This window comes from Streptomyces sp. FIT100, from assembly GCF_024584805.1.
Lineage (GTDB): Bacteria > Actinomycetota > Actinomycetes > Streptomycetales > Streptomycetaceae > Streptomyces.
The window spans coordinates 5,638,658-5,658,126 of sequence record NZ_CP075715.1; the positions used below are offsets into that span (position 1 = coordinate 5,638,658).

The 19,469-nt window shown below is 72.1% G+C and carries 14 protein-coding genes; 9 read left to right on the forward strand and 5 right to left on the reverse strand.

Going from position 1 to position 19,469, the window contains the following annotated elements:
- Positions 1 to 33: 33 nt before the first annotated feature.
- Both KK483_RS25455 and KK483_RS25460 read right to left on the reverse strand, forming a co-directional pair.
- Positions 34 to 2,007, reverse strand: a complete 1,974-nt coding sequence (locus KK483_RS25455) for a phosphocholine-specific phospholipase C (protein ID WP_262007548.1) — start codon at positions 2,005 to 2,007, stop codon at positions 34 to 36.
- A 33-nt stretch (positions 2,008 to 2,040) separates the two neighbouring features.
- Positions 2,041 to 3,498, reverse strand: coding sequence for an endonuclease/exonuclease/phosphatase family protein (locus tag KK483_RS25460; protein WP_262007549.1), 1,458 nt, complete (start codon positions 3,496 to 3,498; stop codon positions 2,041 to 2,043).
- Between the two features lie 418 nt (positions 3,499 to 3,916).
- Here KK483_RS25460 and gatC point away from each other — a divergent pair, with 418 nt between their 5' ends.
- From gatC to gatB, 4 genes are read left to right on the forward strand one after another with little or no spacing between them, the layout of a single operon-like run.
- Positions 3,917 to 4,213 (forward strand): Asp-tRNA(Asn)/Glu-tRNA(Gln) amidotransferase subunit GatC, encoded by a 297-nt coding sequence (gene gatC, locus KK483_RS25465; protein WP_030258164.1) that lies wholly within the window; start codon positions 3,917 to 3,919, stop codon positions 4,211 to 4,213.
- Between the two features lie 5 nt (positions 4,214 to 4,218).
- Positions 4,219 to 5,718, forward strand: coding sequence for an Asp-tRNA(Asn)/Glu-tRNA(Gln) amidotransferase subunit GatA (gatA, locus tag KK483_RS25470; RefSeq protein ID WP_262007550.1), 1,500 nt, complete (start codon positions 4,219 to 4,221; stop codon positions 5,716 to 5,718).
- A complete protein-coding gene (locus KK483_RS25475; RefSeq protein ID WP_262007551.1) occupies positions 5,715 to 5,954 on the forward strand; it encodes a hypothetical protein in 240 nt (79 codons plus the stop codon). Before gatA ends, KK483_RS25475 begins: the two co-directional genes overlap by 4 nt.
- 15 nt (positions 5,955 to 5,969) lie before the next feature.
- Positions 5,970 to 7,484 carry an Asp-tRNA(Asn)/Glu-tRNA(Gln) amidotransferase subunit GatB gene (gene gatB / locus KK483_RS25480; protein WP_262007552.1) on the forward strand — a complete coding sequence of 505 codons (1,515 nt, stop codon included), beginning with the start codon at positions 5,970 to 5,972 and terminating at the stop codon, positions 7,482 to 7,484.
- Positions 7,485 to 7,635: 151 nt separating this feature from the next.
- Here gatB and KK483_RS25485 read toward each other — a convergent pair whose 3' ends face one another.
- Complete coding sequence (locus tag KK483_RS25485; protein WP_262007553.1) at positions 7,636 to 8,559, reverse strand: hypothetical protein; 924 nt, start codon at positions 8,557 to 8,559, stop codon at positions 7,636 to 7,638.
- 205 nt (positions 8,560 to 8,764) lie between these two features.
- Between KK483_RS25485 and KK483_RS25490 the strand changes: the two genes are divergently transcribed.
- The 5 genes from KK483_RS25490 to KK483_RS25510 all read left to right on the forward strand — a co-directional run bounded on the left by KK483_RS25490 (position 8,765) and on the right by KK483_RS25510 (position 17,660).
- Positions 8,765 to 10,861: a phosphocholine-specific phospholipase C gene (locus tag KK483_RS25490; protein WP_262007554.1), complete on the forward strand. Its 2,097-nt coding sequence runs from the start codon at positions 8,765 to 8,767 to the stop codon at positions 10,859 to 10,861.
- Positions 10,862 to 11,073: 212 nt separating this feature from the next.
- Positions 11,074 to 13,581: an MMPL family transporter gene (locus KK483_RS25495; RefSeq protein ID WP_262007555.1), complete on the forward strand. Its 2,508-nt coding sequence runs from the start codon at positions 11,074 to 11,076 to the stop codon at positions 13,579 to 13,581.
- A 36-nt stretch (positions 13,582 to 13,617) separates the two neighbouring features.
- Positions 13,618 to 14,214, forward strand: coding sequence for a GNAT family N-acetyltransferase (locus tag KK483_RS25500; protein ID WP_262007556.1), 597 nt, complete (start codon positions 13,618 to 13,620; stop codon positions 14,212 to 14,214).
- 178 nt (positions 14,215 to 14,392) lie between these two features.
- On the forward strand, positions 14,393 to 14,575 hold the full coding sequence (locus KK483_RS25505; protein ID WP_262007557.1) for a hypothetical protein: 183 nt from the start codon (positions 14,393 to 14,395) through the stop codon (positions 14,573 to 14,575).
- Between the two features lie 10 nt (positions 14,576 to 14,585).
- A complete protein-coding gene (locus tag KK483_RS25510) occupies positions 14,586 to 17,660 on the forward strand; it encodes a helix-turn-helix transcriptional regulator (protein ID WP_262007558.1) in 3,075 nt (1,024 codons plus the stop codon).
- 410 nt (positions 17,661 to 18,070) lie between these two features.
- On the opposite strand, the gene KK483_RS25515 is transcribed toward KK483_RS25510, so the two are convergent.
- Positions 18,071 to 18,247 carry a DUF6191 domain-containing protein gene (locus KK483_RS25515; RefSeq protein WP_399016169.1) on the reverse strand — a complete coding sequence of 59 codons (177 nt, stop codon included), beginning with the start codon at positions 18,245 to 18,247 and terminating at the stop codon, positions 18,071 to 18,073.
- 23 nt (positions 18,248 to 18,270) lie between these two features.
- The gene (locus KK483_RS25520) at positions 18,271 to 19,452 is read right to left on the reverse strand and encodes a sorbosone dehydrogenase family protein (RefSeq protein ID WP_262007560.1); all 1,182 of its coding nucleotides are present in this window, start codon (positions 19,450 to 19,452) and stop codon (positions 18,271 to 18,273) included.
- Between the last annotated feature and the right edge of the window lie 17 nt (positions 19,453 to 19,469).

Consider the following 19,469-nt stretch of genomic DNA (forward strand, 5'->3'; position numbering starts at 1 on the left):
CGCCCCCAGCCCCGTCAGGGCTCCGTCACGCGGTCAGAGCGCGTGGACCGTGCCCGCGTAGCGGCGGACGAAGCGTGAGCCGTTCGCCGCCGTCACCTCCAGGTCGTAGCGGCCGTGGCGGATCTGCCAGGTCAGCGAGGAGCGGTCACCGGGGCCCACCCACACCGTGCGGGCCGCCTTCGGGTCCCCGTCGGGGGTGACGGTGAAGGACACCTCCGAGGCGCCGGGGTTGCTGAACGCCAGCTCCACGGTGGCCCGTTCCGGGCGGTGGCCGTGGAGGGACGCCGTCACGGACGGCACCGGTGCGCCCGCCTCGCGGCCCTGGGGGACGACGGTGCCGGAGAAGCGCCGTACGAAGCCGTCCGCGCCCATCACGGTGAAGTCGTACCGCCCGTCGGTCTCCGAGGTGTCCCAGGTGTACGTCTTGGACGCGCCCGGCGCCACGGTGAAGGGGGTGCCGGTGAACGGCTTGACGGCGTTCGGCAGGACGGTGAAGTGGAAGGTCTCCTTCCCATGGTTGGCGAGCGTGCAGACGACCTTCCCGGTCTCCCGGTCCACCGTGACCTCGGCCCACGGCCGGTACGGCAGCGGACGGTGCGGCCGGGTGCCGGGCTCCTGTGTGGCCATGGACTGGCCGCCGCTCGGCGGCAGCTTGACCGCGGGCAGCGCGTTGGCCGCGTCGGCCTTCGCCATCAGCTCGTTCGTGTCCGGCAGCCACGGAACCGTGTAGTCCGGGCTGGTGAAGTCGAAGCAGGTGGTCAGATCGCCGCAGACGGCCCGGCGCCAGTCCGAGATGTTCGGCTCGCGCACCCCCGTCACGACCTCCAGGAAGCGCACCACCGAGGTGTGGTCGAACACCTGCGAGTTGACGTAACCTCCGCGCGACCAGGGCGAGATCGCCCACAGCGGCACCCGGTTCCCGAGCCCGATCGGGCGCCCTTCCGCGAACTCCTCCGGGGTGCCCGGCTCCGGGAACGGCGGCACGACATGGTCGAAGTAGCCGTCGTTCTCGTCGTACATCAGCAGGAAGACGGTGTGCTTCCACACATCGGGGTTGGAGAACAGCGACTGCAGCGCCGTGTTGACCCAGTGCGCGCCGTAGTTCGGGCCCGCCTCCGGGTGCTCGCAGAAGAGATAGGGCGCGACCAGCCAGGAGACCGTCGGCAGCGTGCCGTCCTTGCAGTGCGCGTCGAAGGCGGTCAGATCGAACTTGGTCATCGCGTTGACGTACCGCGGGTCGTCCTTCGGGAACCGGTGGAACTGGCCGAAGTACGAGAGCCCGTTGTCGTCGTAGTCGCCGTACCGCTCGTCCTTCGACGGATTGTGGTAGACGCGCCAGCTGACCCCGGCGTCCTCCAGCCGCTCGGCGTACGTCGTCCAGTCCGCGACCGGGTTGTCGGTCACCGGCGTGTTGTCGGTCCAGGGGCCGGTCGTACCGTCCTTGCCGGGGCCGCAGGAACCCGACCACAGGTAGAGGCGGTTGGGGTCGGTCGGACCCGCCTGCGAACAGAAGTACGCATCGCAGACCGTGAAGGCGTCGGCGAGGGCGAACTGGTAGGGGATGTCCTCGCGGGTGAAGTAGCCCATCGTCCGCTCGCCCTTGGAGGCGATCCACTTGTTCATCGCGCCGCCGTTGATCGCGGTGTGGCCGGTGCCCCAGTCGTGCGGGAGCCCGGACGCGTTCTGGGCGTTGTACTTCGTCGTGTCCATGCGGTACGGCAGCATGAAGCCGTCGGCGCGGCCGGGGGCCGGCTGCTTGAAGACGGAGTCGCCGTTCGGGAAGGTCAGCGCCTGACGGTCGTCGAAGCCCCGGACACCGCTCAGGGTGCCGAAGTAGTGGTCGAAGCTGCGGTTCTCCTGCATCAGGATCACCACGTGCTTCACGTCCTCGACGGACCCGCGGGGTCTGGATGCGGCCGATGCGGCCGCCTCGGGCACACCGACGGCGGCAGCGGCGGCGGTTGCGGCGGACGCGCCGACGAAGGCGCGGCGGCTCAGCGGAGTCATGGGATGGCAGTCCTTCGGTGCGTGGATGCGGCGTCAGCGGAGGGAGAAGGTGACGGCGGGCGCCGCGTGGTCGGACGGCCAGCCGTTCCCGGCGGCGTCCGGGACCGGCCGCGGCCAGCCGGTGCAGAGGGTGTACGCCCCCTCGACGCGCAGCGGCCCGGCGTACTGGACCTGGTCGATCCGGTCCCGCGGCTCGTCGGGGCGTACCGGCGACCAGGTGGTGCCCGGCTGCCGCGCGGCGTTCGGGTTCTCGTCGCGGAAGGCGTCGGTCAGCCCCGCCCGGCCGAGCGCCACCGTGACGGGCCAGCGCACGACCGCGGTCCTGCCCCTGCGGGCCGGGCGGTCCAGGTGCGACGGGGAGGCGAGCCCGGCCGCGAGGACCACCGGTGTCGTGCGGGAGGCGGCGAGGTCGGACTTCATCGCGGCGAGCAGCGCCCCGGCCTGCCGGTAGCGGACGCTGTTCACCTCGGCCGCCTCGACCTCGGCGGCGGTGCGCCCGTCCCGCAGCGCGTACGGGCCGTACGCCGCCTCGTCGAGCTGCGCCGCCCACAGCCGTACGGTGCGGTCGCCCGGCAGCCGGAGGGTGGCCGCCACCGCGGGCAGATCCGTGAGCGGCGCCGTGGTGCCGGCCAGCGGGAAGCGGCTGATCAGTCCGACCCCGGCCGGGCTGTCGTAGAAGTGCCAGCCAAGCGCCCGGGCGAGCGGCTCGGCTGCGGTGCCGCCGGTCTCCTGGAGCGCGACGGCGTCGAGCCGCTGCCCGAGGACCAGCCGCAGCAGTTTCTCGTGGCTGTCGGCGGTGTTGCGGCCGGCCTCCCAGAGGTTGAGCGACGCGACGGTCAGCCGGGTGCGGGCGGCGGGCGTCCGTACCGGGACCTGCACGGTCACGGTGTCGGTCCCGCCCGCGCTGTCCTTCACACCGATCGTGATCCGGGCGGGACGGGCGGTCGGGAGTGCGGGCGCCGTGCCGCTGATCGTGCCGTCGGAGGAGACACCCAGCCAGGAGTCGCCGGCCAGCCGGCGGAAGGACGGGGCTCCGGAGGCGTTGCCCTGCGGGCGGATCCAGAGCGGGCCGAGGACGACGGAGACCCGGGACCCGGCCGCGTACTCACCGGTCGTGAACGAGTCGACGACGCAGTGCGGGGGTGTGACGGGCGGCCTGAGCGCGATGGTGAAGGGCTCGGTCCGCGTGAGGATGTCGTACCCGTCCGTGGCCAGCAGATACGCGGTGTACGTACCCTCGCCGAGGCCGGTGGTGTCGAGGGTGATCTCGCCGGAAGCCGTCGTGACGTACTCCCAGACCAGTGAGGAGCCGACGCCGGGCCTGCGGTCGCCGTCGTAGATCCCGATCCAGTTCTTCGGGTGGGGCGCGTCGGTGGACCAGCGGAAGGTCAGCCGGTCGCCTTCGCGCGGGCTCGTGGGCGAGACCAGCGACAGGGTGTGCGGCAGAGTGCTGTCGCTGCCTGCGGCAGCGGCGGTTCTGAGTGGGGACACCGGAGTGAACGTCCTCTCCGCCCGGGGAGGTACACCCCCGGTGCCAGAAGTTGTTTGGACAACTTCGCTCAGTGAGTCAGCCCCTGGCGCACTCGGAGTGAACGGGGCGTGACCGATGACCGGAGCGCGGCGGAACAGGGACTGGTGCCGGAGCGCGGCGACCGCCGGACGGGGCGCCGGGACGGTGAGCGGAGAGCCCCGGGGACCGGCGGTGCGGGGTGCCGTGGCGGTGAGCGGAGAGCCCCGGGGACCGGTGGACGGGAGTCCGGAGACCAGACGGCGCGGGAGCCCCGGGACCGGCGGTGCGGGAGCCCGGGGACCGGCGGTGCGGGAGCGGCGGCAGAGCGTTTCGCGGGGAGGGGCGGCGGCCCCATAGGATTGGGCCAAAACCATCGCACTCACCCCTGAGGATCGCTGCATGCCTGGCATCACGCGCGAGGAGGTCGCCCACCTCGCCCGGCTGGCGCGTCTGGAGCTGAAGGACGAAGAGCTCGACCACTTCGCCGGACAGCTCGACGACATCATCGGCGCGGTCGCCCGCGTCTCCGAGGTCGCCGACCAAGACGTACCGCCGACCTCCCACCCGCTGCCGCTGACCAACGTCATGCGCGCGGACGAGGTCCGTCCTTCGCTCACCCCCGAGCAGGCGCTCTCCGGCGCGCCGGCACAGGAGCAGCAGCGTTTCAAGGTGCCGCAGATCCTGGGGGAGGAGTAACAGCCATGACGGACAGCACCATCATCAAGCTCACCGCGGCGGAGATCGCCGCGAGGATCGCCTCCGGCGAGCTCACCGCCGTCGAGGTCACCGAGGCGCACCTCGCCCGGATCGACGCCGTCGACGAGAAGGTCAACGCCTTCCTGCACATCGACCGTGAGGGCGCGCTGGCGCAGGCCCGCGCCGTCGACGAGAAGCGCGAGCGCGGCGAGAAGCTCGGCCCGCTGGCCGGCGTGCCGCTCGCGCTGAAGGACATCTTCACCACCCAGGGCATTCCGACCACGGTCGGCTCCAAGATCCTGGAAGGCTGGATCCCGCCGTACGACGCCACCCTGACGCGCAGGCTGAAGGAGGCCGACGTCGTCATCCTCGGCAAGACCAACATGGACGAGTTCGCCATGGGGTCCTCCACCGAGAACAGCGCGTACGGCCCGACCGGCAACCCCTGGGACCTGACCCGGATCCCCGGCGGCTCCGGCGGCGGCTCGTCCGCCGCCCTCGCCTCGTACCAGGCACCGCTGGCCATCGGCACGGACACCGGCGGCTCCATCCGCCAGCCCGCCGCCGTCACCGGCACCGTCGGCGTCAAGCCGACCTACGGCGGCGTCTCCCGCTACGGCATGGTCGCCTTCTCCTCCTCGCTCGACCAGGGCGGCCCGTGCGCGCGTACGGTCCTGGACGCGGCCCTGCTGCACGAGGTCATCGGCGGGCACGACCCGCTGGACTCGACCTCCATCGACGCTCCCGTCCCGCCGGTCGTCGAGGCCGCCCGCAACGGCTCGGTCGCCGGGATGCGCGTCGGTGTCGTCAAGCAGTTCCGCGGCGAGGGCTACCAGGCCGGCGTCGTGCAGCGCTTCGACGAGTCCGTCGAACTCCTCAAGGGGCTGGGCGCCGAGATCGTCGAGCTGGACTGCCCGTCCTTCGACCTCGCGCTCTCCGCGTACTACCTGATCGCGCCGTCCGAGTGCTCCTCGAACCTCGCGCGCTTCGACGCCATGCGCTACGGCCTGCGCGTCGGCGACGACGGCACCAAGTCCGCCGAGGACGTCACCGCCCTCACCCGTGAGGCCGGCTTCGGCGACGAGGTCAAGCGCCGCATCATGCTCGGCACGTACGCCCTGTCGTCCGGCTACTACGACGCGTACTACGGCAGCGCCCAGAAGGTCCGTACGCTCATCAAGCAGGACTTCGAGAAGGCGTTCGAGCAGGTCGACGTGATCGTCTCGCCGACGACCCCGACCACGGCCTTCCCGATCGGCGAGCGCGCCGACGACCCGATGGCCATGTACCTCGCGGACCTGTGCACCATCCCGACCAACCTGGCGGGCAACGCGGCGATGTCGCTGCCCTGCGGTCTGGCCCCGGAGGACAACCTTCCGGTCGGTCTCCAGATCATCGCGCCCGCCCTGCAGGACGACCGCCTCTACAAGGTGGGTGCGGCGGTCGAGGCCGCCTTCGTGGAAAAGTGGGGGCACCCGCTGCTGGAGGAGGCACCGTCACTGTGAGCGCACTGCAGAAGGCCAAGGGTTTCAAGAAGTCCCGCACCGGGACCTACGTGTCCATGGCCACCACCGCCTTCGGAGCCGTCGGCGTCGCGAAGCAGGCCAAGAAGGCCCGCATGGAGCACGACACGCTCCGGCTGATCGACGCTGCCGTGTCCGCCGCCGCCATCATCACCGGACTCGCCATCCTCTACCGGGAGCTCAGGCGCCTGGGCGACGACGACGTCCTGCTGGGCTGAGAGGGAAGTTTCACCGTGACCGTCACGACTGACCTGGTGTCGTACGAGGACGCTCTTGCGTCCTACGACCCCGTCATGGGCCTGGAGGTCCATGTCGAACTCGGCACCAGGACCAAGATGTTCTGCGGCTGCTCGACCGAGCTGGGCGCCGAGCCCAACTCGCAGACCTGCCCCACCTGCCTCGGCCTGCCCGGCTCGCTGCCGGTGATGAACGCCGTGGGCGTCGAGTCCGCCATCAAGATCGGCCTCGCGCTGCACTGCGAGATCGCCGAGTGGTGCCGCTTCGCCCGGAAGAACTACTTCTATCCGGACATGCCGAAGAACTTCCAGACCTCGCAGTACGACGAGCCGATCGCCTTCAACGGCTATCTGGACGTCCAGCTGGAGGACGGCGAGGTCTTCCGCGTGGAGATCGAGCGCGCCCACATGGAGGAGGACACCGGCAAGTCGACGCACGTCGGCGGCGCCACCGGCCGTATCCACGGCGCGTCCCACTCCCTGCTCGACTACAACCGCGCCGGCATCCCGCTGATCGAGATCGTCACCAAGCCGATCGTCGGCGCCGGTGACCGTGCACCCGAGGTCGCGAAGGCGTACGTCACCGAGCTGCGCGAGCTCATCCGGGCCCTCGGGGTCTCCGAGGCCCGTATGGAGATGGGCCAGATGCGCTGCGACGTGAACCTCTCGCTGCGGCCCAACGGCACCGAGAAGTTCGGCACCCGCTCCGAGACGAAGAACGTCAACTCGCTGCGGTCGGTCGAGCGCGCGGTCCGCTTCGAGGTCATGCGCCACGCGGCGGTGCTCTCTTCGGGCGGCACGATCGTCCAGGAGACCCGTCACTTCCACGAGGAGGACGGCTCGACCACGTCCGGGCGGGTCAAGGAGGAGGCCGAGGACTACCGGTACTTCCCGGAGCCCGACCTCGTGCCCGTCGCCCCGTCCCGTGAGTGGGTCGAGGAACTGCGGGCCGTGCTCCCCGAGCTGCCGCGCGTGCGCCGCAACCGGCTCCGCGAGGAGTGGGGCGTCGCCGAGCACGACATGCAGTCGATCCTCAACGCGGGCGCGGTCGACCTGATCGAGGCCACGATCGCGGCGGGCGCCGACTCCGTCTCCGCCCGCAAGTGGTGGATGGGCGAGCTGGCGCGCAACGCCAACGAGGCGGGTACGTCGCTCGACGAGCTGGCCATCACGCCGGAGCAGGTCGCCCGGGTGTCGGCGCTGGTCGCCGACGGTTCGCTCAACGACAAGCTGGCCCGCCAGGTGATCGAAGGCGTCCTCGCCGGCGAGGGCGACCCGGACACCGTCGTGGAGAAGCGCGGCCTGAAGGTCGTCTCGGACGAGGGTGCGCTCGGCGCGGCCGTCGACGAGGCGATCGCCGGCAATGCGGCGATCGCGGACAAGATCCGCGCCGGCAAGGTCGCGGCGGCCGGTGCCCTGGTCGGCGCGGTCATGAAGGCCACCCGCGGCCAGGCCGACGCGGCCCGCGTCAAGGAGCTGATCCTGGAGAAGCTGGGCGTCAGCGAGGGCTGAGCGGACCGGTTCTGCACGGGGAGGGGCGGGACGCCGACGGCGTCCCGCCCCTCCCTGCGCCGGGACGGCGGTGCGCGGCGCGCGGTGCGGCGCGGCGGACCGGTCGGCGCGACGCGGCCGGGGAGCCGCGGCCGGGGAGCCGTGCTCAGGGTCAGGGCGTGCGTATGCCCAGGCCCGGAAGCCACAGCTCGCCGCGGTTGTTGACGCCGATGTCCTGGGCCGACAGCTCGTCCGGAGCGACCGCTCCGCGGGTGCGGAGCTCGGTGACCGTCAGACGAGCGGTCACGGCGGGCGAGGCCTCGTGGGTCTCGGGGAAGGCCGACTGCCACCAGCCCCGGTCGTGGGTGTGCCAGCCGCGCTCCCACATCTGCCGCGCATGCTCCGGGCCCTGCCCCGCGTCCCGGTCGTCGACGGCCACCGCCAGCCCCTCGTCCGGGCTGTAGGACACGACCAGCTGCCGGTGCGGGTCCCGGCCGGAAACGAGCGTGAAGCCGGCCCACTCTCCCGGCACCTGCACCGGCAGCTGCTCGGCCCAGGCCGCGAGCATCAACCCCAGGGCTCTCTCCAGGTCCTCCCATGAACCGGCGAGCGGAGCGGCGGGGCGGACGGCCGGGCACTCCCCGGGGCCGCTCCGGTACAACTGCCAGCAGTACGGCAGGAGACCGACGTCGTGCGGCTCGGCCGCCGACCAGGCCCCGCCCCATGCGAAGCGCCGGTGCTCGTCCTCCTCCAGCGCCTCGGGCCGGTGCACCGACAGCCCGGCGCCGAACCGGTCGCCGGCCAGCAGGACCAGTCGGCGGCCGTCGCGCCAGCGGACGCTCGGCCCGCGCGTCGAGCCGCCGTACAGCGTCGGCTCGCCGATCCTGGCCACGATCGACCCGTACACCTCGCGGAACGCCTCGCGCCGCTGCACGGGCGCCGCCCCCGCCTCGTACGACACGACCGTCACCGGCGGGCGGCCGAAGTGTGCCTCCGGTCTGTCGTGCAGCAGCTCCGCCAGCCGCGCCGCCTCCGCGGGCGTGCCGATGGTGATGATCTCCGATTCCCCCGTGTGAGATGCCCCCGAGTTGGTCATGTGCCCATGCTGCCAGGCGCTGCTGACAACGATGCCATTTCCCGGGATTGCCTTGTCCCACCGCCGCGTTGATCGCATGGCGTGATCTCGCCGGGACTCCCCGGAGCGCCACTTGGACGTTCATGCGGCAGTCGTCCGTGGGCCTTTCGTCCGCCATCTGCCCTCACTAGCTTCCCGGCCACAACGCTTGACTCGGGAGGATCACTTGGCCACGGACATCTCACGGCGACGGCTGTTCGCACTCGGCGGAGGCGCCCTCGGTGCCGCGGCCGCCGGGTCCCTGCTGCCGCCCTCCCTGCAGGCGGCGCTGGCGGCCGAACCGCCCTCCGGCGGTCTCCGCGCGATCAAGCACGTGGTCGTCCTGATGCAGGAGAACCGCTCTTTCGACCATTACTTCGGCACCCTCCGCGGTGTCCGGGGCTTCGGCGACCGCAACGCCATCGAACTCCCCACCGGGAAGACGGTGTTCGAGCAGCCGGACGCGCAGCGCACCGTGCTGCCCTTCCCGGTCCGCGACGCCGCCGAGGCGCAGCAGAAGGACCTCCAGTACATCGGCGATCTCGACCATTCCTGGAGCGGCGGGGCCAGGGCCTGGCGCGAGGGCTGGATGGACGGCTGGATCGCGGCCAAGTCCGCGGCGACCATGGCGTACTACGACCGCCGTGACATCCCGCTGCACTACGAGCTGGCCGACACGTTCACCATCTGCGACGCCTACCACTCCTCGGTCCACACCTCGACGAGCCCCAACCGCAACCATCTGTGGAGCGGCTGGACGGGCTTCGAGGCCGACGGCAGCAGGGCCGTGACCAACGCCGCGTACTCCGAGGGCAGCCACCCCGGCTACCCGTGGCCCACGTACGCCGAGCGGCTGGAGAAGGCCGGCCGCACCTGGAAGACGTACCAGGAGTGGGAGAACTTCACCGACAACAACATCGAGTTCTTCACCACCTTCAAGAAGGTCGCGCGGAAGGCGCTCGCCAAGGCCGGCGACTTCACGTACATGGAAGCCTTCTACGCGAAGGTCCGCGACACCTCCGACACCGCCGAGCGGGACCGGCTGCTGGCCGCCCTGGAGGAGGGCGTCGCCACCCTGCCCCCGGAGGAGCGCTCGCTCTTCGAGCGCGGGCTGCGGCGCGGCGAGACCGGCTCGCTCGCCGACCAGTTTCGCGCGGACGTCGCGGCGGGCACGCTGCCCGAGGTGTCGTATCTCGTGCCGTCCGCGGTCGACTCGGAGCACCCCGGAACATCGTCCCCGATCGCCTCCGCCACCCTCCTCTACAAGGTGCTGGACGCGCTCGGCTCGCACCCCGACGTCTGGCGCCACACGGTCGTCCTGATCAACTACGACGAGAACGACGGCTTCTACGACCACGTGCCGCCGCCGGTACCGCCCGCCGACAACACCGACGAGCGCTGGCAGGGCCTGCCCACCGGGCTCGGCATCCGGGTGCCGCTGCTCGTCGTCTCGCCGTGGAGCGTCGGCGGCTATGTCTGCTCCGAGGTCTTCGACCACAGCTCGGTCGTCCGCTTCCTGGAGAAGTGGACGGGGATCGAGGAGCCGAACATCACCGCCTGGCGGCGCACCGTCACCGGCGATCTGACGTCGGCCTTCGACTTCCGCCGGGGGCAGGCGCAGCCCGAGGTCGAGCAGCCCGGAGTGATCCCGCCGTTCACCGGCCGGTGGCGGCCGCAGCCGCCGGCGGTCCAGCGGATGCCCGTGCAGGAGCCCGGAGCCCGGCGCGCCCGCCCGCTGCCGTACCAGCCGGACGCCTCCGTGAAGCTCGGCGACGGAGCGCTGACGGTGGCCCTCAGCAACACGGGCCGTGCGAGCGCGCACTTCGCGCTCTACCCGTACGCCGGTGAGTTCCCCGTCCCGCAGCACAAGGACGTCAGGGGTCAGGGGGAGTGGAGCGTGCCCCTCACCGGGGACGTCTACCGCTTCACGATCACCGGGCCGAACGGCTTCCGCCGCGAGTTCGCCGGCCGCGCCGTCGGCGCGGGCGCCGAGGTCACGTCGCGCATCGACCACCACGACCGCGATCTGCACCTCACCTTCCGCAACAACGGGGACCGCGCGATCACCTTCACCGTGCGCCCGCTCGGCTATGTCGACGACGAGGACCTGCGCGACTGGACCCGGGAATTCACGGTCAAGCCGGGCCGCAGCCGTACCGTCGTCCACTCGGCGGCCGACGCCCACGGCTGGTACGACGTCGAGGTGACCACGGACGGCGACGTCGGCTTCCGCCGGCGCCTGATGGGGCACATCGAGAACGGCCGGCCCAGCGTCTCCGGCTGACGCCTGACCGGGCGGAGACACCGGCGCTCCTGGGTGCGCGGGATGCGGGGGTGCGTTCCCCGCATTCCCCGCACCTCTGTGAGTATGGCCACGAACCGGGCGAACAGGCACCAACGATCACCAACACCTGACAGAGTGATTCCCCATAAGGTCATGTGTTCTTTGCGGGCAGTTTCCAGTGAAGATCCACGAACCACCAGGGAGCTCGTCCGTTGGCCGCCATCGCCCGGTGGTGCATCAGGCACCGTCTTGTCGCCGTCCTGCTCTGGCTGCTCGCGCTCGGCGGCGCCTCGGTCTCGGCCACCCTCGCGGGTAGCGCGTACTCCAACGACTACGAGATCCCCGGCACCGAATCGGGTCGCGCCGCCCAACTCCTCCAGGAGGGCTTCCCCGGGCAGGGCGGAGCCGACGGCACCGTCGTCTGGCACGCGACCCACGGCGGTGTCCGGGCCGCCGCCGTCGAGAAGCGCATGGTGAGAGCGCTCGACGAGATCGCCCGGCTGGACGGGGTCGCCTCGGTCACGGGTCCGTACGACGCGAGTGGCGCCGAAGTCGGCAGCGGGGCCGGCCGCGAAGGGGCGAGTGGGTCGGGCAAGTCCAGCAAAGCGGCAAAGGCAGCCGAGTCGGTCAAGGAAGCCAAGGAAGCCAAGGAAGCCAAGGAAGCCAAGGAAGCCAAGGAAGCCAAGGAAGCCAAGGAAGCCAAGGCGGCCAAGGCGGCCAAAGAAGGCAAATCCGGTAAGTCCGGCAAGTCTGATGAAAAGGGTGAGGCGGGTACATCCGACTCCGGCAAGGACCGTGAGACCGCGTCCCGTTCGACCAGTGAGCCCGGGCAGACCGGCGAGCCCGGGCGGATCAGCGAGGACGGGCGCACCGCCTACGCCACCGTCATCTTCGACAAGCAGACCGACGCCCTGCCCGTGAGTCAGGTGCAGGCCGTCGTGGACACCGCCAAGTCCGCCGGGAACGACACGCTCCGGGTCGAACTCGGCGGCAGCGCCGTCGCGCTGACCGAAGCGCCCTCCGGCCACGCCGCCGAGATCGTCGGAGTGGCCGTCGCCGCCGTCGTCCTCTTCCTCGCCTTCGGCTCGCTCGCCGCCAGCCTCCTGCCCATCGCCACCGCCCTGGTCGGTGTCGGCACGGCGTACGCGGGCATCGCCCTCCTCGGGCATGTCATGGACGTCGCCGACTTCGCCCCCATGCTGGGTCTGCTGATCGGTCTCGGTGTCGGCATCGACTACGCGCTGTTCATCGTCACCCGGCACCGCAAGGGCCTCAGACGCGGACTGACCGTGGCCGAAGCCGCCGAGGAGGCCGTCGCGACCACCGGACGAGCCGTCGTCTTCGCCGGAGCGACCGTCTGCATCGCCCTGCTCGGCATGCTGATCCTGCGGCTCTCCTTCCTCAACGGAGTGGCGATCGCGGCCTGTCTCACCGTCGTCCTCACCGTCGCCGCCTCCGTGACCCTGCTGCCCGCGCTGCTCTCCCTCATCGGGATGCGGGCGCTGAGCCGGCCCGAGCGGCGCCGGCTCGCCCGGCGCGGACCCCGGCCCGAGCTGCCGACCGGGTTCGCCGCGCGCTGGTCCGCCTTCGTCGAGCACCACCCGAAGGCGCTGGGCGCGGTCGCGGCCGTGGTGATGCTGGTGCTCGCCGTCCCCACCCTCTCGCTCCATCTCGGCACCTCGGACCAGGGCAACGGCCCGGCGTCCAGCACGACGCGTGCGGCCTACGACCTGATCGCCGAGGGCTTCGGGCCCGGGGTCAACGGCCCGCTGGCCCTCGTGGCCGAGCTCGACGGCGCCGACGACCGGCTGGCGCTCGACGGGCTGCCCGCCACGCTCCGGGACACCTCGGGCATCGCCTCCGTCGGGCCCGTGACGTACAACGGCAGCACCGACACCGCCGTGCTCACCGTCGTCCCCGAGTCGTCGCCCCAGTCGGAGCGGACCAGCGCACTGGTCGACCGGCTGCGCGAGACCGTCCTGCCGGCGGCCGAGAGCGGCACCTCGCTGGAGGTCCACGTCGGCGGCGTGACCGCCGGCTACGACGACTTCGCCGAGGTCATCGTCGGCAAACTGCCGCTCTTCGCGGGCGTCGTCATCGCGCTCGGCAGCCTGCTCCTGCTGCTCGCCTTCCGCTCCGTCGGCATCCCCCTCAAGGCCGCCCTGATGAACGTGGCCGCCGTCGCCTCGGCCTTCGGCGTCGTGGTGGCGATCTTCCAGTGGGGCTGGGGCAGTGAGCTGCTCGGCCTGGGCAGCGCCGGGCCGATAGAGCCCTTCCTGCCCGTGATCATGATCTCCGTGCTCTTCGGGCTGTCCATGGACTACCAGGTCTTCCTCGTCAGCCGGATGTACGAGGAGTGGCTGGAGACCGGGGACAACAGGCGGGCCGTGCGGGTCGGCCTCGCCGAGACCAGCCGCGTGATCAACTCGGCGGCGATCATCATGATCTCCGTGTTCCTCGCGTTCGTGCTCAGCGGCGACCGGGTCATCGCAATGTTCGGCATCGGCCTCGCCGCGGCCGTCGCACTGGACGCCTTTGTGCTCCGTACGCTCCTCGTGCCCGCGCTGATGCACCTGCTGGGCGGCGCCAACTGGTGGCTGCCGGGATGGCTGGACCGGCGCCTGCCGCGCATCAGCATCGAAACTCCCGCGAACAGGGAGAGTCCGCGTGCGAGGATCCCGGACATGCGCATGAGCGAGGACAGCCCGCTCGCGCGGTAGCCCGGACGCATCGACGAAGAAGCGACAAGGAGCGGGATGTTCTCCATACCCCTGGGAGACGGCGCCGAACTGCAGAACCTCGAACCGTGGCAGAGCGAGGAGTTCCGCGCCCATGTCGAGCGTGCGCGCGAGTACGCCGGTCCGTGGGTGCCCTTCACGGTGACGGTCACCGACACCGGGACCGCCCGCACCTTCCTCCAGAACTACGCCGACAAGCAGGCCGCGGACACGGGCCGGCTCCACGGCATCCGGCTCGACGGCACCCTCGTCGGCGGCGTGCTCTTCCGGATCTTCGACACCCAGAACGAGTACTGCGAGGTCGGCGTCTGGCTGGAGCCCTCCGCGGCCGGCCGCGGACTCATCACCAAGGCCGTCACGCACCTCATCGACTGGGCGGTCGACGAGCGCGGCATGCACCGCGTCGAATGGCTCGCCTCCTCCGCCAACCACCGCTCCATCGGCGTCGCCAAGCGGCTCGGCTTCACCCTCGACGGCGTCCTGCGCGAGAGCTTCCCCTGGCAGGGCGTCCGCCACGACATGGAGGTCTGGTCCGTGCTCGCCCCCGAGTGGCGCGAACGGCGCGCGGCGGGGCGCGACGACCACAGGACGGCCCGGGCCGACGGCAGCAGCTGACCCCTGAGGCGGGGCCTTAGGGCGGACCGGCGCCCCGGGACACCGCACCTAAGGCCCCCGGGCCGCGAAGATGCGGCACTCTCCCGATGCGGGTGCACCCCCTGGGAGACGAGAGTCGAGGCATCGCAGAACGCGAGGCTCACACGAGCCGCCGACACCTCGCCCCAGGGAGAACCCCATGTTCGCGTACGAACTCCACCAGGTGATGCAGGCCGAACTGATCCGCCGCGCGGACGCCGAGCGGCTGCTCCGCGAGGCGCGCCAGGCCCGCCGGGCCGCCCGGCTGTCCGCCCGCGGGTCCGCCGAGAACGATCCCGAAAGGCGGGTGAGTACCCGGAGCCGGTTCGCGCGTGCCGCCTGACCGCGCGGCCATGACGACCGGTCCGATATCCGGTGCCGCTGCCTCGGACGGCTGTGCGATGCTCAACGGCGTGGAGACCAGGTCTGTCAGCCCCGTGTTCGTCGGCCGCGCCGGCGAACTGACCGTGCTCGCCGATGCGCTCTCCCGCGCCACCGCGGGAGAGCCTCAGGCGTTTCTCGTCGCGGGCGAGGCCGGCGTGGGCAAGACCCGGCTCATCGAGGAGTTCCGCGACGAGGCGTGCGGCAAGGACGCCGTCGTCGCCCTGGGCGGTTGCGTGGAGATCGGGGCGGACGGGCTGCCCTTCGCCCCCTTCTCCACCGCCCTGCGCAGCCTGCGCCGATCGCTCCCGGACGAGTTCGCCGCGGCGGCGGCCGGGCGCGAGGAGGAGCTCGCCAGGCTGCTGCCCGATCTGGGCGGGGCGGCGCGCCGGCAGGACCGGCACGACGAAGAGGCCATGGCCCGGCTCTTCGAGCTCACCGTCCGCCTGCTCGAACGCCTGGCGGCCGACCGCACGGTCGTCCTCGTGCTGGAGGATCTGCACTGGGCCGACGCCTCCACCCGCCATCTCCTCGCCTACCTCTTCCGCACCCTGCGCCGCGGTCGTCTCGTCGTCATCGCCACCTACCGCGCCGACGACATCCACCGCCGCCACCCGCTGCGGCCCCTCCTCGCCGAACTCGACCGGCTGCGCACCGTCCAGCGCATCGAGCTGCCCCGCTTCAGCCGCGACGAGGTCGCCCGGCAGATGGCCGGCATCCTCGCCACCGAGCCCGCCCCCTCCCTCGTCGACGACATCTTCGAACGCTCCGACGGCAACGCCTTCTTCGTCGAGGAGCTCTCCGTCGCCTCCTACGAGGGCTGCTGCACCGGACTGACCGACTCCCTCCGCGACCTCCTGCTCGTCCGCGTCGAAGGGCTTCCCGAACACGCCCAGCGCGTCGCCCGGATCGTCGCCGAAGGCGGCTCCACCGTCGAATACCCGCTGCTGGCCGCCGTCGTGGGCCTCGGCGAGGACGAACTGATCGAAGCGCTCAGGGCCGCCGTGGGAGCCAACATCCTGCTCGCCACGCCCGACGGGGACGGCTACCGCTTCCGCCACTCGCTCGTGCGCGAAGCCGTCAGCGACGACCTGCTGCCCGGCGAGCGCTCCCGCCTCAACCGCCGCTACGCCGAGGCCCTGGAGGCCGGCCCCGGACTCGTCCCGGCCGACCAGCGCGCCGCGCGCCTCGCCAGCTACTGGTACCACGCCCACGCCGCGGCCAAGGCGCTCCCCGCCGTGCTCCACGCCTCCGTCGAGGCCCGCCGCCGGCACGCCTACTCCGAGCAACTCCGCCTGCTGGAACGGGCGATGGAGCTGTGGGACGACGTCCCCGAGGACGTGCGCGACGGACTCCGGCCCGTCGACTACGCCGAGGTCTACCCGCCCTGCGGCTGCGACCCGGCCACCACGCCGCTGCGGTACCTCGACCTCATGGCCGAGGCGGCCGTCGCCGGCCGGCTCTGCGCCGAGCGGGACCGCGCCCTGAAGATCATCAAACGGGCGCTGCGGCTGCTGGAGGACGAGAAGGATCCGCTGCGCTCCGCCTGGTTCTGGGTCCAGCGCTCCCGGCTGGTGCAGACCCAGGGCCGGGGCGACGGCTGGACGGAACTGGCCACCGCCCAGGACCTGGTCCGCGGGCTGCCGCCGTCCGAGGTGCACGCCGAGGTACTCGCCGGCGTCGCCGGCTGGTGCATGCTCCACGAGCCCGGCCCCGACGCCCTCGCCGCGGCGGAACGCGCCGTCGAGTACGCCCGCATGGTCGGCGCCCGTGAGATCGAGATGAACGCCCGCATCACCCTCGGCGGCCTGATGGTCGACGCGGGCGATGTCGAGGCCGGACTCGCCGAGATGTACGAGGTCAGGGACCGCGTCCGCGAACTGGGCGTCGCCCCCGTGGTCGGCCGCAGCCATGTGAACCTCCCCTCCGCCCTGGAAGGCGTCGGCCGCTCCGCGGAAGCCGTGCACATCCTCGAAGAGGGCCTCGCCCTGTGCAGGAAGTACGGTCTGCTGGACTCCGAAGCCTGGGTCTGGGGCAACCTGTCCGAATCGCTCTACGCTCTCGGGCGCTGGGACGAGGCCGCGGAGGCGGCGGGCCATGCCGAGCGCGTCGGGCACAGCGCCAAACCGCGCGGCGGCGGAGCCGCCCGGCTCGCGTATCTGGCGCTCGCCCGGGGCGACATGGACGAGGCGGCCCGCCGGCTCGCCGACGCCCATGACCACTACGGCAGCCACGATCCCATGCCGCAGCAGTCCCTCCCGCTGGCCCGCATCGCCATCGGCGTCGCCGCGGGCGAGGGACGCGTCCTGGACGCCCGCGGCGAACTGGAGCGGGCCCTCGGCACCGGGCTCCCGCCAGGTGTCCAGCGCTACGCCTGGCCGCTGCTGCTCGCCGCCGCGACCACCGAGGCCGATGCCCGCGGGCTGCCCACCGCCGATCCGGGCCGCGCCGAAGCGCTCGCCCGCATCCGCGGGGCCGCCAAGACGCTCGCCACCCCCGCGCCGGTCTGGACCGCCTACGAGCAGTGGCTGCGCGCCGAGCTGCTCCGCGCCGACCGACGGGACACGCCGGAGGACTGGGCAGCGGTGATGGACGCCTTCGCCACGGTCGACCGCCCCTACGACGTGGCCCGTGTCCGCCATCGCACGGCCGAGTCGCTGCTGGCCGCCGGGGAGCGTGACCGAGCGGCCGAGCTGCTGCGCCCGGCCCACGCGACCGCCGAGCGCCTCGGCGCCCGTCCGCTCGCCGAAGCCGTCACCCAGCTCGCCCAGCGCGCCCGACTCAGGCTCACCGGCCCGGACCCCGCGGCCGCCCCGGCCGCCGTGCCCGCGCCCGCCGAGGAACTCGGGCTGACCCCTCGCGAACAGGACGTCCTGCGCCTGGTCGCGGCAGGCCGGACCAACCGCCAGATCGCCGAGGAGCTCTACATCTCACCCAAGACCGCGAGCGTGCATGTCTCCAACATCCTGGCCAAGCTGGGGGTCACCGGCCGAGGCGAAGCCGCCGCCCTCGCCCACCGTCTCCGGCTCTTCCCCGTGACGGCCTGAGCCCATCACGCGGCAGCCTCCACCTGCCGGCGGTCCCCGCCGCCCACCGGGGCGCCCGCCCGACGACGCCGGGGCCCCGCCGGCGTCGAGTCACGCCGCCTTGGCCCCTGGCCTCTCGGGATCAGCCCGGCCTCTCGGGACCAGCCCGGGTCTCCTGGCCAGTCCGGACCCTCGGGACCAGCCCGGCCTTTCCGGGCTTGCCGGGCCCTCCGGGCCAGCCCGGTCTCTCCCGACTCGCCTGGCTCTCCGGACCAGCCGGCCTTTCCGGGCCTGCCTGGCTTTCCGGGCCAGCCCGGCCTCTCCGGGCCAGCCCGGCTCTCAGGACCAGCCGGCCTCTCGGCACCAGCCCGGTTTCCGGGCCTGCCTGGCTCTCCGGACTCGCCTTGCTCTCCGGAGCAGCCCCCCGCCTGTCAGACCCCCGGTGCCTCGGGCTCCGGGCGCCGGGTGCGTATGACGACCTTCCCGGACGCCAGGTCTATCTCGCCGTGGCCGGGATCGCCGTCGCCGACGTCCACACGCGTGAGCTGAAGCCGGTTGCGCTCGTCCTCGGTGTGCTTGCGGCTGGGCGCGAAGAGGTCCTCGATCATGTTGAACACAAGCCGCCCACCTCTCACTGCACCTCCAGCCGGAGGATCTTGTCGTCCCCGGCCTCGGGCGTACCTCTGGTGTCCGTCTCGCTGGTGACCAGCCAGACGCCGCTGCCGCCGTCCGCCCCGCCGACCGGCAGGACCGTGCGGAGGCGGCCGTGATCTCCCTCGAGGAACGCCTGGGGCTCCGCGGAAGGTTCCCGGCCCGCCAGCGGGATCCGCCACAGGCGCTCGCCCCTCAGGCCCGCCATCCAGATCGAGCCCTTGGCGTAGGCGATCCCGCTCGGTGACGCCTCCGCGGTCCGCCACTGGGCCACCGGGTCCACGAAGCCGGAACCGCCGCCCGTGCCCTCCACCTCGGGCCAGCCGTAGTTCTTGCCCGGCTCGATGAGGTTCAGCTCGTCCCAGGTGTCCTGACCGAACTCGGCGGCCCACAGCCGCTTCTCGGCGTCCCAGGCCAGGCCCTGCACATTGCGGTGGCCGTACGAATACACCACGGAGTCCGCCGAGGGGTTCCCGTGCGCCGGCCGGCCGTCCGGGGTCATCCTGAGGATCTTGCCGCCGAGCGACTCCTTGTCCTGGGCGAGCCCTCTGTCACCCGTCTCGCCCGTCCCCGCGTAGAGCATCCGGTCCGGGCCGAAGGCGATCCGGCCGCCGTTGTGGATGAAGCCCTTCGGGATGCCGCGCAGGATCGTGTCCGGAGCGCCGAGCTGCTGCCCGGCCGGCTTCCTCTCGTCGTACAGCATGCGGGCGATGCGGTTGTCCGACTCCGTCGTGAAGTACGCGTAGACAAGGCGGTCCGAGGCGAAGGACGGGGAGACGGCCAGGCCCATCAGCCCGCCTTCGCCGGCCGGGGAGACGCCGGGGACGGAACCGATCTCCGTCTTCCTGCCGCTCGCGGTGTCGATGCGGGTGATCGTGCCCTCGTCCCGGGAGGACACCAGCAGATCGCCGTCCGGCAGGGCGGCCAGGCCCCACGGCGACTTCAGGTCCTCGGACAGCGTCGACGCCACCTTCACCGACCCCTTGGCCGGCGGGGTCTCCTCCGCCGGCGGGCCGCCCGTGCCGGACGGCGAGACGGGGCTGGTCGGCGCCCCCTGGCGTCCGCCCGCCTGGTCCGCCGCCCCGTCGCCGCCGGACGAGCAACCGGATGCGAGCAGCAGGGCGGCGGCAGCCAGCACGGCCGTCACAGATGGTCGTTGCACGGGTCTGATCCCTTCGC